This window comes from Cupriavidus sp. D384 (assembly GCF_001652915.1).
Classification (GTDB): Bacteria; Pseudomonadota; Gammaproteobacteria; order Burkholderiales; family Burkholderiaceae; genus Cupriavidus.
In genome coordinates this window covers 151,587-167,455 of the sequence record NZ_BBQI01000128.1, presented here as the reverse complement: position 1 = coordinate 167,455, position 15,869 = coordinate 151,587, and the positions used below count along the sequence as shown (strand labels likewise).

Sequence of the window (15,869 nt, the reverse complement as noted above, 5' to 3'; positions counted from 1 at the left end):
TTACTCCTTGCGGGGGCGGGCAGACTTTGCGGGGGTTTTGCTGCCGGCAGACTTGGCCGGGGCCTGGTCGGCCTTGCCGGTCTTGTCCTTCGCGGCGCCGCCCATGCCGATGGCAGAGGTAAGGCGGTCCTTGACGTCCAGCAGCTTGGTGACGCGCGAGCCCAGGCGCATCAGTTTTTCGAGGGTGGCGACGTCGAGTTTCTGCATGTCGCCAAACCACGTGGTAACCAGCAGGATCAGCCCGTACATCTCTTTCATGCGGGCCTGCGCATGCCGGTCTTCGTCAGACAGCGGCGTTTCCAGCTGGACTTCGCGCAGCATCGACAGTGTGGGATCGATCTCGCGCCGGCGGCGTTCCTCGGCCAGCGTGCGGAAGATCGCCCATACATCGTCAGGCGCGGAGAAATACTCGCGGCGGTCGCCGGGCTGGTGCGACAGCTTCACCAGATTCCAGGACTCCAGTTCCTTGAGCCCGATACTGACATTGGAGCGCGAGAACCCGAGTGATTCGGCGATCTCGTCGGCGTTCAGGGGGCGCGCGGCGGTGAAGAGCAGGGCATAGATCTGACCAACCGTACGGTTGATCCCCCAGCGGCTGCCCATCTCACCGAAGTGGAGGACAAAGCGCTGGACCAGGGGCGAGAGCTGCATTGTCTGTTTTGAATTTTCAGAAGTTTGTGAAAGTTTAAAACAAAAAGCAGAAGCGTGCGCGGGGTGCCGGGTGTGGCGGGCTGTCGCAGGTGAGCCTGGTCCGAGTGATCCGCATCGTCGTGAGCGCCGGCAAAGACTTGCGGGGTTCAGATCAATGCAGCAGGAGATATTTCTCGATCCGCGAATCGGGGAAGAACCAGAATGCCGCCATTGCAATCAGCATGAGTGTTGCGGCGGTGGTGCTGAAAAAACTCACGCCAACTGTCAACGCATACACGACCAGCGACAGCTTGCCCTTCAGATCTTTGCCGATGGTGCCCGCGAGGGAAGAATCCTTTCCCTCCGTTGCGATGATGACGCGCTCCAGAATCCAATAGGCGATCGCGCACATGAACAGTACGAAGGCGTAGAGTGCCGTCGGAATCGCCGAGAAATCCGATTTGCCCGTCCAGGTGGTGGTGATCGGGATCATCGTCAGCCAGAACAACAGATGCAGATTCGCCCACATCACCTTGCCGTTGATGCCGCGCACCAGCTGGAACAGGTGGTGATGGTTGTTCCAGTAAATGCCGACGTAAATGAAGCTCAGCACGTAGCCAAAGAAATGAGGGGCTTCCGAACGCAGCCCATTCCAGTTGAATTCCGTTGGAAACTGGATCTGATAGAGCATCAGCGTCAGGCTCACGCCAATCACACCATCACTGAACGATTCGAGCCGGCTTTTGTTGATAGTCATGAACGCGCTCACACGAACTGATTGCGGAAGGACAGGCTGGCCAGATACGCGATGATCACGACAAACGGCAGCACGCTCCAGAAACCGATCTGCATATAGAGCACGGCACCGAGGAAAGCACCCAGCACGAAGCCGAGCACGATGCTGCCGCTTTTCAGGACAGCCACCCGATGTTCGCGGGTCGGTGCGCGAAGGTAGCTCGACAGATCGATGCCGAATTGCGTCGTGTTGCCGGTCATCATTGTGCTGGGGCTGATGCTCTTGGTCAGCGTCTTGCTCGAGGTATTGCGGATCGCCAGCGCCATCAGGCCCAGACCACCGGCCAACGCGAGCTCGACGGCGTTCGGGTCGCTGAACGGATAGAAATACAGCCCCACGCCCATAAATCCCAGCAGGAATATCGCCTCGGCCACGAACAGCCAGCCCAGCGTCTTGTGCGTCTGGCTGCAGCGATCGATCCAGATCTTGGCAACCATCACGGTGGCGATAAACAGCGGAATCGCGCCGAGCTTGATCCACAGCCCTGCGCCGCCCTTCACAAAGGCTGCGCCGGCGAGCACCAGGTTGCCGGTGACGTGGGCGGTAAAGAAGCCGAGCAGCGCGATAAAACCGATGGTGTCGATCGCACCGCCGACTATCGTCAACAGCACCGCGGCGCGACATTGCGCCCAGATGCTCGCGGCGGAAGTGTCGGGACGTTGGGAATCGCTGATCGCCGGCATGTGTTCTTTCTCCAAAAGGCGCCAAGACGTCCGGCGCAATATAGTTCAGTTTGTTTGATATTCCGCCACCGTCATCCTTCTCGGTTCGGCGCCGTGTGTGCTGAACTATAAGCATTGGTGCTCGGACACAACCGCGCAACTCGCGCACGTGTTGTTCAATATTTTTCAACTAACCATCGTCGCGTTGGCGGGTCGGGTGCCCGGGGGTGATTGGACTGGGAGCACCGGGAGTACCCGGGATGGCGCTGGCACAGGCCGACGGGGCCACGCCGGAGCCGGCCGTCCCCGTGCAGGCGCAGGGCAACGCCGATGCGCAGCCGGAGCGCCGTGTCGACATCAATGAATATGTGGTGCGCGGCAATACCGTGCCGGACGTCCGCACGACCACTCGCCAAAGCACGGCAAGATTGGCCTCTAGGTCGACGGCGCGGAACGCCGCTTAGCGGTGCTGCACAGGCCAAGGCGGTGCCGCATGTCTGTGCGCTGACGTACGCCGAAACCCCCTTTCCAGTCGGGTAGCGGTGCGTTGCGGCGTCGCTAGAATCGGCTATCGGGGGAGCTTCCGTGGAGGTCATAACCGCCGAGGCGGCAGGTGGAGACGGACAGGTCCGGGTCTCGGCGTCGTGGGGCGTGCGAATGGGTTAGCTTTCGTGCCGCGAAAGGAAAAATGGTCGACGGAATACCTCCCCCGTCGGTCCCGTTACACCTAGGGCATCCCAGGAGTGCATTTGCGCGAATGGCGAGGCGCCTCGCATCCAATGGTCGCGTCTCGCAGGTCCTGGCCGAAATAGTTGCCCTCGCAATTTGTCTGTCGCGGCCGTGGATTCAACCTTGCCTTGGTGGGCCGGCTCAGTGCCCGCGGACATGGCTTCTTCCTGAGTAGCGGGCATCGTTCGCTTGTGGCGAGGCGCCCCGGCACGTTTCGGCGGCTTGTTCGCCCCGGGGGGGGCATCGCGCCGGGCGTGTCCACCCATTTCACGCTGGCCCTGGCGGTGAGCCACTATTCCTTGTAGATGTGGGTGGCGAAGTAGTCGATCAGCAGGCGCACGTTCGGCATCAACCCCCGGCGCGACGGAAATACCGCGTGGATGATGCCGCCTCTTGGCGCCCAGCCGGGCAGCACGTCGATCAGCGTGCCGTTGCGCAAGTCACCCTCCACCACCATGCAAGGCAACTGTACGATGCCGACGCCGGTCTGCGCCGCCTTGCGCAGCGCGCTCATGTCGTCGGTGACGTAACGGGGCTGGTGCCGGACTTCGGCCGATTGTCCTTCCGGGCCGATCAGTTGCCAGACGTGGCTGCGCGGCGGGCCCCAGTCGAGGCTGGGCATGCCTGCCAGCTCAGCGGGATTGCGTAGCGGTGCGCGGCCTTCCATCAGTGCGGGGCACGCCACCAGACGCTGGTGGCTCTCCGACAGCACGCGCATCACCAGGTCGCTGTTTTCCAACGGCGGAAAGCGCACGCGCAGCGCCAGGTCCAGGCGTTCGCCTATCACGTCCACGCGGCGGTTGGTGGCCTCCAGATGCACCTGTACCTTCGGATAGGCCAGCATGAACTGCGCGACCAGTCCGGCCACGCGGTATTCGAGCAACGTCGTCGGGCAGGTCATGCGCACGATGCCCTGCGGCTCGGAACGCTCGCGCTCCATGACCTCGCGCGCCGCTTCGGCCTCTACCAGCACGCCGATACAGCGTTCGTAGAATTCGCGCCCGGTCTCGGTGACCGAGAAGTGTCGCGTCGATCGCTGCAGCAGCCTGACGCCATACCGGGCCTCCAGCGCAGCGATGCGCCGGCTGAGCTTTGACTTGGGCGCCCCCAGCGCCAGACCCGCCTGGGTGAATCCGCCATGGTCGACCACCTTGACGAAGTAGTAGAAGTCGTTGAGGTCGTCCATGACTGTTCCTCCCATAGAACACAGACGGCATCTTACGGCACTACTGCGCCGGTTTCCGCGAACCTATGATGGCTCCACGTTCCGGTGCCGTCATCGCGATGACGCCGGAGCGGCCGACGCTTCCAACAACGCGTCTGCGAGACGCGTGACCCCATCCGTGCAAGGAGATAGCCATGACAACGTCCTACAAGCGCCTGGACAAGAATGACGCAGCCGTACTGCTGGTGGACCACCAGGCGGGTCTGCTTTCGCTGGTGCGCGATATCGACCCGGACAAGTTCAAGAACAATGTCCTGGCGCTGGCCGACCTGGCCAAGTACTTCAAGCTGCCGACCATCCTGACCACCAGCTTCGAGACGGGCCCCAACGGCCCGCTTGTGCCCGAGCTGAAGGCCCAGTTTCCGGAAGCGCCATATATTCCGCGTCCCGGTCAGATCAACGCCTGGGACAACGAAGACTTCGTGAAGGCGGTCAAGGCCACCGGAAAGAAGCAATTGATCATCGCCGGCGTGGTCACCGAGGTCTGCGTTGCCTTTCCGGCGCTGTCGGCCCTGGCCGAAGGCTTCGACGTGTTCGTCGTAGGCGATGCATCGGGCACGTTCGATCCGATCACGCGCGACGCGGCGTGGCATCGCATGGCCCATGCGGGCGCCCAGATGATGACGTGGTTCGGCGTGGCCTGCGAGCTGCACCGCGACTGGCGCAACGACATCGAAGGGCTCGGCACGCTATTCGCCAACCATATCCCCGACTACCGCAACCTGATGACCAGCTTCAAGGTCATGTCGGCGAAGTAAACCGGCCGCAACATCCCGCACAAAACGCCCGCCGCACCGTTCGTTGGTGCGGCGTTAGCGCGCTGCGTGGAGAAACGACGATGGCGGCGCGCCCAGCGCCTTGCGGGACATCGTCGAGAATGCGCTGGGGCTGTCATATCCGAGATCGAGCGCCACCTGGTTGACGGGCGTGCCGGAGGACAGCCGGGCTAAACAGCAATTAAAGATGATGCTGTCCAGGCTTTGCTCACTGTCGTACGGTCAGCCATTTCCAGAGTCGCGCGATCCTTCGAAAACCGGCACGGTGAGAGACGGGCTTCCGCTGACCTAAATGCAGGAGAGTTGCATAAGATGAATCCACCGCATGCCGTCCATGGCGAACAATCTGGCGGGGCTTACATCTACGGCCGTGACGGTCGCTAAGCAATCGTGGATTCAATGGGTCGATGCAACACTAGACGCTGCGTAGGCAGTGGAGGTGTTGCAAATGAAACAAAGGCGCAGGATTTACTACACCGAGACTCAGAAGGCACTAATGTGGGAGCGGTGGCGTAAAGGTGACACGCTTGCGCAGATTGCCAGACTGTTTGATCGCTACCACTCCGCAGTACAAGGAATTCTCGGGAGGACTGGCGGGATACAGCCAACGCCACGACGTCGCTCCAGGCTCGCTTTGACGCTTGCCGAGCGAGAAGAGATTTCGCACGCAGTCACCACGCTGGGCTAAGCCAGTGGAGAAGGTAATGCAGTTCCATCCTCAAATGCGCCAAGGTCGGTCCGCGCGGTTTTTAGCAAACGCTCGATCTCAACGAAAGGTAAGCTGTCATCGAATAGGGAGACCTCCAACGAGTTGTTAGCATCCCTTCGGAAGACTTCAGCAACAACCTCTCCACTTTTGTTTAGTAACTCGAGCCCGAGTCCGTCTCGTTGAATATCTGATGCAAATTGCAGCCGGAAACCCATTCGCTACTCCTTTGGACTTATTCTCGTCTTAGCTGGCCGTAGAAATTGCTCGCCATCATAACGTCTGCCGGCGCTGCGCCAAGGATTGGGGGACGGTGCACGTACTCATGCTTGGTTTGTGTGCAATGTGGCCGAACGTGTCGAGTGGCGGCTTCTGGCCGGACTCGGCCCACCGAGTGCCGGCTGTCATGACCATCGGTCTCTGACCGACCCGCAGCGGACATTCGACGCCTTCCGTACGTGGGCCGACTCTGTGGTGTAGATATACTTCACACAAATCTGAACTGCCTTGAAGGTTTCTATGTACAGACTCCGCCCATCGCGTCCTGAAGATGGCATCGCTCTAGTCAACCTTTGGCGTCGTTCCGTGGATGCCACCCATCATTTTCTCAGTGTCGAAGACCGAAAGGCCATTGATGCCGAAGTGTGTGGTTTTCTGCCCCATGCGTCAGTGACAGTTGCTGTCGATGAAAATGACGAGCCCTATGGCTTCATGCTGATCGATGGGACACATATGGAGGCACTGTTCATCGATCCAGATGTCCGTGGCACCGGCATCGGCCGCCAACTGTTGCAGTATGGGTTGTCGCTGCATGGGGAGTTGAGTACAGACGTCAATGTGCAGAACTCCCAAGCTGTTGGCTTCTATCAACGTATGGGATTCGTTGAAACTGGGCGTTCGGAGGTGGATTCACAGGGACGACCTTACCCCCTGATTCATCTGCGCTACCAAGGCTAGCTGGATGTCGACCCCCAAGGCGGGCGCCGCCATAAGCTGAGAACGTCCGCTTCTGGCCCGGACCCGATCGTCGATCCACGTTCACAGGCAGGCCGGGCGCGACCCAAGGCAGTCACTCACCTGCTATCTAAGTCGCTCAACTTTCAGGTTGTAAATTGCCAAGACTGCCCTGCGGCCCTCGGCTTTGCGGCCGGCATCAAACTCCCTGAGCATCTCGGCCAGCTTCTCATCAATGAACGCCGCGGCCTCTACATCATGCGTCAGTTGTTGGCGGATTTCCAACCAGAGCCCCTGCAGATCTGCCATGTTGCTTTGGTAGTTCACGTACTCAGACAGTGGATACTCGTCGGGAGCATATGTGGCGCTTGTGAGAGCGCCGGCGAAGTCTGCAAGCTTTTCCTTGAGTGACATTCATTTCCCTCTGTCGGCAGGTGAACCAAACGTAGGAGCTTAACCGACTGTCCGCTCCTGGCCGGAACCGGTCCGTCCTCGGCGGTTCGCCGTAGGCCAAGGGCGCGTTAGTCCCATCGCCATTGTTGCCGGCGTACTCCTGAGGCATACGGCACTTGCCGTATTTGCTCCTATGCAACGGCCAAGTACATTTCCTGTTTCAACGCGTCACCCTGCCTGTCTCCGGACATGCGGTATCCCGAATCACTCTGTACCGGGTCCGACGCTAATGCCTCAGCATCGTGAACCACCAGCGTCGCGCGGATGCCTGCCAAGATCGAGAGGCAGCCCGCACAGGAAGAAACGTGACAACCAATTCATTCCGAGCGTGGTGGGCGGCCATGCTTTGCCTGACCCTGTTAAACGCGTGCAATGGGGATGATGAGCATCCGGCCACCAGTCGTGCGCTGGTCTCTGTGGCGGCGGATTCGAACAGCCCGACGCAACCACCAGCAACGGTAACCGCCAAGTTCAACACGAAGATTGCGTCGCTTGGCAACGGGTTCTTTCAGGTCAGGGGCACCTGCAGCACCTTGCCTGTGGCGACACCAACCATTGGTCTCTGACCGACCCCTTCTGGGCCATTGGGCTAGGACTCTTCCAATCGCCGGAATAGAAAGCGATGCAGGCGGTAGCACATTGCCGTGCGGCGTCGTCTTCTGGGGGCACCGCAGTTCCCTGGTCAGACCTCGAGCGGATAGAAGCGCCAGCACGGCACACCACGTCTGCGAGCGGCACTCAAAGTGCGCATCAGATCTCAGCTTCCTTAATATCTGATGTGCATCATATGATGCATCACGCCATACGGCGCGCAAAGGAATCGTATGTTGTTTTTGTCATTTACGGCAAATAAGATGTCGACTAAATCCCACGTTTGCAGTTATCTTCCCATGCTTTGGAGGGGTCATACCGCTGTTTCGCGTGCTTCGGTAGCAGTTTTCCACCATGTTTCCGACCTGTAAGCGGAGACAAACAATTCCGCCGCTGCCATCGCGCAGACATTTCACAAATAACAGGTCTGTAATTTGTTTAAATCCGCCTGCGAGCGGATCGTCGGGAGAATCGGGTTGGTCACGCCAGTCACTTACGCGGACAAGATGCTTGTCGTCCGCCGCTTCCTCATGGGCGCGCTTGCTTTATGGCTCGCCGTCTTCGCCCCTCAGGTATTTGCCAAGCCGTGCACGGTCAACGTCAGCGCGCAGGCATCGCCCGCGAAAACGATCTACGAGTTCAGCACGACCGATAACGCCACCTGCGACAACGGGCTCGGCGAGGGCGCGTACTGGGGCATCGCGGACGGCACGGCGGGATTTGCCAACAATGGTTCCGAAGACACTTACGTGGTGACCACCAATGGCGGCAGGCTCTATATCTTTAGTGGCACGATTCCGGGCAGCTCGAACCCCGGCAAGATCCAGTCGGGCTTCGTCTACTACCCGCCGGCCGGCTTCGTCGGCACCGACAGTGGTACCTTTTACACGCAGAACACGGCCGGTGGACCCTGGATTCCCAACGGCGTGGTCAACTTCATCGTGCCGGCCGGCGCGAGCGCGCCAACCGTAACCAACGTCTCGCCGAACTCCGGCGCGTCGGCCGGCGGCACGGCGATCACGGTGACGGGCACGAACTTCACCGGGGCCACGAGCGTGACTGTCGGTGGTGTCAATGCCTCGGCGCTGTCCATCGTCAATGCCAGCACCATCACGGCCACCACGCCTTCCGGCGCGGCCGGCACGGTCGACGTGCGCGTCACCACGCCGAGCGGTACCAGTGCCATCAATGCAGGCGCGAAGTTCACCTACATCGCCGCCAATCCCCCGATTGCTTCGTCGTCGTCCGCCAGCGTGGCGTACAACAGCGGCGCCAACCCGATCACGCTCGCGCTGTCGGGCGGTGCCCCGACGCAGATCAATCTGATCAGTCCCGCGAGCCATGGCACGCTCATCGTCTCGGGTACCAACGTCACCTATCAACCGAACACCGGTTACGCGGGCCCGGACAGCTTTATCTATACGGCCAGCAACGGGTCGGGCATATCGAGCCCCGCCACCGTGTCGATCACCGTGGGCACGGCGACGATCACGTACGCACCGCCCAGTCCGACGATGGCCACGGCCGGTGTCGCCTACAGCGGCGGTGTCGCCGGTGCCAGTGGCGGCGCGACACCCTACAGGTACACGATCGCCTCGGGCGCCTTGCCGAGCGGGCTCGTGCTGAACACGAACGGGTCCATCACGGGCACGCCGCGGGCCATCGGCAGCTTTACGTTCCAGGTCACGGTCACCGACAGCAGCACCGGGGTCGGTCCGTTCTCCGTGACGAGCGGTACGCTGACGCTGAACGTCGCGGCGCCGACGCTGTCGATGTCGCCTGCCCCCGGCCCGATGGCGGGGGCCGTCGGCGTCGCCTTCTCGCAGACGTTCTCGCCGTCGGGCGGCACATCGCCCTATTCGTTTTCGCTGAGCGTGACGGGCGGCACGATGCCGTCAGGCATGACCTTCAATACGGCCACGGGCGTCCTGTCCGGTACGCCGACCTCGGCAGGCACCGTGTCGTTCAATATCAGGGCCACCGACAGCACCGGCGGCGGCAGCTTCAGCATCACGAACAGCTACGCGCTGACGGTCACGACGCCCACGGTCATCGTCTCGCCGCCCTCGCTGACGAATCCGCAGGCTGGCGTGTCGAACACCCAGACGGTGACCGCAAGCGGCGGCACGGCGCCTTACTCCTTCGTCGTCTCCAGCGGCGCGCTGCCACCGGGCATGACGCTGAATGGCAGCGGCCAGTTGTCCGGCACGCCGACGGCGGTCGGCACGTTCAACTTCTCGATCCGCGCGGCCGACAACAACGGGTTCACCGGCGACCAGTCCTACTCGCTTACGGTCTCCGCGCCCGCGCTGGGCCTCGCACCGGGCTCCCTCGGCAACGGCGTCGCGGGCACCGCATACAGCCAGACCTTCACCGGATCCGGCGGCACCGCGCCGTACACGTTCGCGATGACAGGCACGCTGCCGGCAGGCATGTCGATGAACACCGCCGGGGTGTTGTCGGGCACGCCGACGGCCACGGGGTCGTACCCGATCTCGGTCTCCGCAACAGATTTCACCACCGGTACCGGCGCGCCATACGCAGTGACCCGCAACTACACGCTGGTCGTCGTGGCGGGCGGCGTGACCATCAGCCCGGGCTCTCTGACGAACCCGTCCGTGGGCGTCGGCTATAGCCAGACCGTCACGGCGGCTGGCGGCATTGCCCCGTACACGTATGCGATCTCCGCGGGCGCGCTGCCCGCTGGACTGTCGCTGAGCACCGGCGGGGTGTTGTCCGGCACGCCCACCGCGGGCGGCACGTTCAACTTCACGGTGCAGGCGACGGACAGCACCACGGGTGGCGGACCCGCCGTCGGCGCACAGGCCTACACGCTCACCGTCGGCGCGCCGACGATCGCCATCGCGCCCGCGACGCTGCCGGCTCCGACGATCGGTACGGCCTATTCGCAGACGGTTACCGCGAGCGGCGGCGTGGCGCCCTATACGTTCTCGGTCAGCGGCGGCACGCTGCCGGTGGGGCTCGTGCTGAGTCCGGGCGGCGTCATCTCCGGGAGCACAAGTGCGGCGGGCAGCTACAGCTTCACGGTCCGTGCGACGGACAGCTCGACCGGATCGGGTCCTTACAGCAACACGCAGATTTATACGTTCACGATCGGCGCGCCGACCATCGCCCTGAATCCGGCCACGCTGCCCGACCCGGCCGTGGGCATCGCCTACAACCAGACGATGACGGCCAGCGGCGGCATCGGGCCCTACGCGTACTCGGTATCGTCCGGCACGCTGCCGGCCGGGTTGTCGCTCAATGCGAGCACCGGGGCGATCACCGGCACGCCGACGGCAATGGGCACGAGCACATTCGCGATCAAGGCGACCGACAGCAGCACCGGCACGGGCGCACCGTTCAGCGCGACGCGCAACTTCACGCTGAACACGACGCAGACCGTGCCTACCGCCCCGCCGGTTTCGGCCACGACGGGTTCCAACGCGCCGGTCACGATCGCGGCCGCCGCCAACGCGACCAATGGGCCGTTCACGGGCGTGTCCATCGTCTCGCCGCCGGCCACGGGCACGGCGCGGGTCGAGGGACTCAATATCATCTACACGCCGGCGGCATCGAGCGCGGGCGTGGTGACCTTCAGCTACGCGCTGCTCAATGCCGCGGGGGCATCGGCACCGGTGCTGGTGAGCATCACGGTGACGCCGGTGCCGATTCCGATCGCGCAACGCCAGGCCATCACGGCGTCGGGCAAGGAAGTGGTCATCGACCTCACGGAAGGCGCGACGGGCGGTCCGTTCACCGGCGCGGCGATCATCTCGGTGTCGCCGTCCAATGCCGGCACGGCCGTGCTCGCCGCGGCCGCGCCCAAGCAGACCGAATCGGCCTCCGCGGAAGGCTCGGCCAGGCAGTTGTCGGCGGGCCAGACCTATACCGTCACGTACACGCCGGCGGCCGCGTTCGCGGGCACGGCGGTCATCACCTACACGATCAGCAACGCCTCGGCGACCTCCTCGCCGGCCGCGCTGCAGATCTCGGTGGCACCGCGGCGCGATCCCTCGACGGACCCCGATGTCTCGGGCCTGATCAACGCGCAGATCCAGGCCGCGCGGCGTTTCGCGACGGCGCAGATCGCGAACTACAACCAGCGTCTGGAACGTCTGCATGCCAATGGGCGCGCGGCCTTCACGAACAACCTCACCATCGTGATGCCTTCCGCGCAGGGCAACGCACAGCAGCAATGCCAGGACCTGCAGAGCCTGTCCGCGCGCGATGCCTGCCAGCGTGGCGTGTCCACGCAGACCACGAGCCGCAACAACCGCGGATCGGGCGGCAGCGCGTTCGGCACGAGCGGTCTTGCGGCGGGTACGACGAGCGCATCGGGTACGTCGGGATCGGCGGACAGCGCCGCGGCGGGCAATGCGGGCAGCGGCACGGCCGAAGGCGGTCTCGGCAGGCTGGCCACGGGGACGCTGCTGGCCGCGCTGCCGGGCTCGCCCGATGGACTCGCGGGCCTCTCCGGTGCGCCCGATCTTCCCGGCGCGGACGCCACGGGACCGAACCCCGACGACGCGCGGCTCGCGTTCTGGACCGCGGGCAGTGTGGACTTCGGCTTCGCCAATATCGGCACGCAGCGCTCGGGCTTCCGCTTCACCACGGGCGGCGTGACGGTGGGCGCCGATTACCGCGTATCCGAAAAGATCACGGTCGGCGCGGGCTTCGGTTACGGGCGCGATGGCACCGATATCGGCTCGTCGGGCACGCACAGCAGTGCCGATGCCTACAGCGTTGCGCTGTACGGCAGCTACCGCCCCACGCCGTCGTACTTTATCGATGGCGTGGCGGGCGCGGGCCTGCTGCGCTTCGACTCGCGCCGCTGGGTAACCGACGAAGCCGCGTTCGCGAATGGCCAGCGCGACGGCCATCAGCTGTTCGCCTCGCTGTCCACGGGTTACGAGTACCGGACCGACACGTGGCTGTTCTCGCCGTACGCGCGGATGCTGGTCGCGGAGAGCAAGCTCGATCCGTTCTCGGAGTCGGGCGCGGGCCTCGGTGCCCTCACGTACTTCGGGCAGACCGTGACCACCGTGTCCGGCGCGCTGGGCCTGCGTACGGAGTTCGCGAAGGAAACGCGCTACGGCATCTTCCTACCGTTCGCGCGCGTCGAGTACCAGCACGACTTCGAAGGCCAGAGCGCGGCCAACCTCGCGTATGCCGACCTGGCCAGCGCGGGACCCGCATACACGGTCTACGGCACACCGTTCGGCCGCGATCGCATCCAGGTCGGGCTCGGGGCCAAGCTGCGGACCAAGATGCTGACGTTCGGCCTCGACTACAACGTGCTGTTCGGCATGAGCGGGCTGCAGCAAGGCGTGCGCCTGACGTTCACCGCGCCGTTCTGACGCGCGTCCCCACGCCCGCCGGCGTGGGGATTTCCCCCTCGTAACGATCGCTGATACATTACATACCTGACTCACCGTCAGGCTACCGACGTTGGCGGCCGAGAAGCTTCGCGAGCGGCACGGCGCGCCTTCCCGCACCTTCGGTGGCGAGCCGCCGAGACTCCATACGGTACCGCTGAACTTCAAGCGACAAAGGTTGGTCAATCGGCTCGACCTGGAGCGGGCGATGCAGCACCACCCTCCTTCTGCCGCGAACGATGATTCGACAGAGGGCCCGCCACGGCCGCCCGCTACCTAGACGGCGCCTAGCGACCCTGAACAGTCCTTCAGATTTGCCAGAAGCGGTCGTTCAACATCCAGACAACATCGCAAGCAGGACGACTTCCGTTCTCTCCTCTCTTTTCACCCGGCCGTAGAAAATGATGACTGACAATGGTCAGGTCACCGATAATCTGTGAGGCTAGTAAATAGTCCGGTCCCGGTCAGCCTCGGACCGATGCCGTAGCAGGAAAGGCGAATTTAAACCATGGATTTCACGAGAAACGTCTACAAAATGCTCAAGGCGCTGAAAACTCTGCTGCTGACGGTAGCGTTCGGCACTGCCCAGGCACAAGTTCAGGTCCATTCAATCCTTGGTGAGAACCTGGACGTCGCGGCGAGCTTTCTTCGAGCTCGAGGATATGAAGTGCTTCCATACAGTGATGACTCCTCCAGTTACAAGGCGATATTTCACGACCGTACGAAGGAATATATGGACGGTAGTTTCACTGTGTGCAAGAGAAAAGTGATTACGTCATCAATTGGTCTTGATCCAGATACTGAGTATCCGAACCAGATGGCCTTGTTGATTGCGCAGTACGGTCAACCCGACGTCAAGGTAGAAACGGCGCAACTGAAGGGTGGCGATACGACCTACATTGACTTCAGGTGGGTCGCAGGCACCGACAAAATCGTACTATCGGACATGCCTCCTTCACCGTTTTGGGCGACGTCGTCCCCGCATAGGACCGTATTGTTGAGCCTCTACGACACGGCAAAAACGTGCTTCTAGGCATTGCCTTCCGACTGGGAAGACTGAAGAGTAGCAAGCACGTATCAACCTATCGCGCACCGAGAGTCATCTCAATCAGTGTGTAGCAGATCGGCGGTTCCGCTCGCATCGGACGTCGCCTTCTGGCCGGACCCGGTCGCCGGCAATCATTCATCGACCAGGCCAGGCCAGGCTCAATCGGCGGCTCGCGACCGTCTCGGCCATTGGGTGCGCACCATCTCAGCTTCACGCTGCTATTGCCCTTTGGGCCACTGGCAAGCACAGGCCCAAGTTGCTAAGTTGACCCAGCCCCACTGCCGGCCATACCCGATGTCCTTCCTGACCCCTATGACACTGTCGCGGCGCCTGCGCATGCCGGCCTTGCTGCTGATGAGCGCTGCAGCATGGATCGGTTCGGTGCACGCCCAGGAAGCCCTCATTCTGGGTGGCCTGCAACGCACCGACGCGGGTGGAGAAACAAGCTACGGCTACACCTACAGCTACCAGCACAATCTGGCGGAGAACTGGTACGCCTCGTTCTCGTACCTGAACGAGGGGCATGTCACGAATCATCATCGTGATGGGCACAGCGTCCAGCTCTGGTGGCGCTACCCATTTGCCGACCGCAGATTCAATCTCGCCATCGGCGCGGGCCCCTATCGGTATTTCGATACCACGGACCGCAACGACGATGGCGGCTCCGACAATCATCACGGCTGGGGCCTGCTGGCCAGCGTGGCGGCCACGTGGTACGTCAACGGCGGTCCTTGGATGGTGCAGGCGCGGTACAACCGTACGCAAACGCCGTCGAGCATCAAGACGAATACGTTTTTGATCGGCGTGGGCTACCAGCTCGACCGGGGCGACCGTGGCGGGCCTGTGGTGCCACCCCCGTCCCGGTTGGACAACGTCACGCAGAACGAGATCACCGTGTTCCTGGGGCAGACCATCGTGAATACGTTCGACTCCGAATCCTCGTTCGCCAAAGCTGTCGAGTACCGTCGTGGTCTGGCCCGCTATGTGTCAGGCACCGTGAGCTATATCAACGAAGGTGAGAACTCGGCGCTGCGCCGCAACGGCGTGGCCGCGCAGCTATGGCTGGAACGGGCGTTCTTCAATGATGCGCTCACGCTTGGAGTAGGCGCCGGCCCGTACTATGCGATCGACCTTAGCGAGCGCGGCCGCAGTGTTACGAGCGACCCCTCACGCTGGTCCGGGCTGCTGACGATGTCCGCCAGCTACCGAATCAGCCAACGATGGCTTGCACGCGTGTCTTGGAACCGGACCGTCACCGGATATGACCGCGACACCGACGTGTTCCTGGCCGGTCTGGGATATCGATTCTGATTCCGCCATTATGTCCGCGTCAGATTGTGGCAGTCGGCGGCGGGTACCCGGAGACCGGCCCCTAGCCGCGCCAATATGCGCCGCAGGGGTTTCATCAATTCCCCTTCCTTTCCCACAACAAGGAGCCTTGGCCTGCCATTCAGCGGTGGCAGGGGAGGGCGCGGCGTTCATGCGGAGCGTCGTACGCCGCAACGTAGTCTTCAACTACGTTATAACCGCTACACATCTCTTGGCGATCACCCCATTCCGGTGAAGTCAGATCCACCTATGGAGCCGTTCGTGATGACGGTATGACAACAATGCCGGACTGACGAACGCCATAAAAACTTGGTGCAGATCTGTCGAAAGCGGCATGCATTTGCGTTTTTGTTGCGCTCCTCTACGCTCCACTCATTGCCTGTGGCCCGCCCGCGCGTGCGCCTCGTGCAAGATGAAAAATAACAAGCTGCCGAGGGGCGCCTGCGATGAAACAGGGCACGACATCAGGCGACGTCATCTCTGGCGCGCGTGGGACGCGGTGTCCTGCCGTGCGCGCGATCCATGCCTTCCCGTTCCGCAGTTCCGGACGCCCGGCCGTTGGCCGCCGGCATCCGTCAACCGGTGGCGTCCG

General features: G+C 62.5%; 14 protein-coding genes and 1 pseudogene. 8 read left to right on the top strand and 7 right to left on the bottom strand.

Features of this window, described 5'->3' with window-relative positions:
* From A9J21_RS28565 to A9J21_RS28555, 3 genes are all read right to left on the bottom strand, one after another.
* The gene (locus A9J21_RS28565; RefSeq protein ID WP_066741848.1) at window positions 1-651 is read right to left on the bottom strand and encodes a GbsR/MarR family transcriptional regulator; all 651 of its coding nucleotides are present in this window, start codon (window positions 649-651) and stop codon (window positions 1-3) included.
* 151 nt (window positions 652-802) lie between these two features.
* The gene (locus tag A9J21_RS28560) at window positions 803-1,387 is read right to left on the bottom strand and encodes a TMEM175 family protein (RefSeq protein ID WP_066741993.1); all 585 of its coding nucleotides are present in this window, start codon (window positions 1,385-1,387) and stop codon (window positions 803-805) included.
* 8 nt (window positions 1,388-1,395) lie between these two features.
* Window positions 1,396-2,109: a YoaK family protein gene (locus A9J21_RS28555; protein ID WP_066741846.1), complete on the bottom strand. Its 714-nt coding sequence runs from the start codon at window positions 2,107-2,109 to the stop codon at window positions 1,396-1,398.
* 239 nt (window positions 2,110-2,348) lie between these two features.
* Here A9J21_RS28555 and A9J21_RS28550 point away from each other — a divergent pair, with 239 nt between their 5' ends.
* Complete coding sequence (locus tag A9J21_RS28550) at window positions 2,349-2,552, top strand: hypothetical protein (RefSeq protein WP_066741843.1); 204 nt, start codon at window positions 2,349-2,351, stop codon at window positions 2,550-2,552.
* 557 nt (window positions 2,553-3,109) lie between these two features.
* On the opposite strand, the gene A9J21_RS28545 is transcribed toward A9J21_RS28550, so the two are convergent.
* Entirely contained in the window at window positions 3,110-4,003 is an 894-nt protein-coding gene (locus A9J21_RS28545; RefSeq protein ID WP_066741840.1) for a LysR substrate-binding domain-containing protein, read from the bottom strand.
* A 173-nt stretch (window positions 4,004-4,176) separates the two neighbouring features.
* Here A9J21_RS28545 and ycaC point away from each other — a divergent pair, with 173 nt between their 5' ends.
* Window positions 4,177-4,800, top strand: coding sequence for an isochorismate family cysteine hydrolase YcaC (ycaC, locus tag A9J21_RS28540; protein ID WP_066741837.1), 624 nt, complete (start codon window positions 4,177-4,179; stop codon window positions 4,798-4,800).
* Between the two features lie 54 nt (window positions 4,801-4,854).
* On the opposite strand, the gene A9J21_RS31265 is transcribed toward ycaC, so the two are convergent.
* Window positions 4,855-4,983, bottom strand: coding sequence for a helix-turn-helix domain-containing protein (locus A9J21_RS31265; RefSeq protein ID WP_404851426.1), 129 nt, complete (start codon window positions 4,981-4,983; stop codon window positions 4,855-4,857).
* 283 nt (window positions 4,984-5,266) lie between these two features.
* On the opposite strand from A9J21_RS31265, the pseudogene A9J21_RS32455 reads away from it, so the two are divergent.
* Window positions 5,267-5,491 (top strand): annotated as a pseudogene (locus A9J21_RS32455) (IS30 family transposase); the annotation flags it as partial.
* Between the two features lie 11 nt (window positions 5,492-5,502).
* Here the strand turns inward: A9J21_RS32455 and A9J21_RS31255 are convergent.
* Entirely contained in the window at window positions 5,503-5,742 is a 240-nt protein-coding gene (locus tag A9J21_RS31255; protein WP_082926671.1) for a hypothetical protein, read from the bottom strand.
* Between the two features lie 301 nt (window positions 5,743-6,043).
* Here A9J21_RS31255 and A9J21_RS31250 point away from each other — a divergent pair, with 301 nt between their 5' ends.
* Window positions 6,044-6,481 carry an acetyltransferase gene (locus A9J21_RS31250; RefSeq protein ID WP_082926670.1) on the top strand — a complete coding sequence of 146 codons (438 nt, stop codon included), beginning with the start codon at window positions 6,044-6,046 and terminating at the stop codon, window positions 6,479-6,481.
* A gap of 123 nt (window positions 6,482-6,604) precedes the next feature.
* On the opposite strand, the gene A9J21_RS32130 is transcribed toward A9J21_RS31250, so the two are convergent.
* Window positions 6,605-6,892 carry a hypothetical protein gene (locus A9J21_RS32130; protein ID WP_197497587.1) on the bottom strand — a complete coding sequence of 96 codons (288 nt, stop codon included), beginning with the start codon at window positions 6,890-6,892 and terminating at the stop codon, window positions 6,605-6,607.
* Between the two features lie 344 nt (window positions 6,893-7,236).
* Here A9J21_RS32130 and A9J21_RS31815 point away from each other — a divergent pair, with 344 nt between their 5' ends.
* The 4 genes from A9J21_RS31815 to A9J21_RS28520 all read left to right on the top strand — a co-directional run bounded on the left by A9J21_RS31815 (window position 7,237) and on the right by A9J21_RS28520 (window position 15,259).
* The gene (locus A9J21_RS31815) at window positions 7,237-7,497 is read left to right on the top strand and encodes a hypothetical protein (protein ID WP_156546292.1); all 261 of its coding nucleotides are present in this window, start codon (window positions 7,237-7,239) and stop codon (window positions 7,495-7,497) included.
* Between the two features lie 531 nt (window positions 7,498-8,028).
* Window positions 8,029-12,882, top strand: coding sequence for a putative Ig domain-containing protein (locus A9J21_RS28530; protein ID WP_066741834.1), 4,854 nt, complete (start codon window positions 8,029-8,031; stop codon window positions 12,880-12,882).
* 526 nt (window positions 12,883-13,408) lie between these two features.
* Window positions 13,409-13,933, top strand: a complete 525-nt coding sequence (locus A9J21_RS28525) for a hypothetical protein (protein ID WP_066741831.1) — start codon at window positions 13,409-13,411, stop codon at window positions 13,931-13,933.
* 309 nt (window positions 13,934-14,242) lie between these two features.
* Window positions 14,243-15,259: an outer membrane beta-barrel protein gene (locus tag A9J21_RS28520; RefSeq protein WP_156546289.1), complete on the top strand. Its 1,017-nt coding sequence runs from the start codon at window positions 14,243-14,245 to the stop codon at window positions 15,257-15,259.
* Window positions 15,260-15,869: the final 610 nt, after the last annotated feature.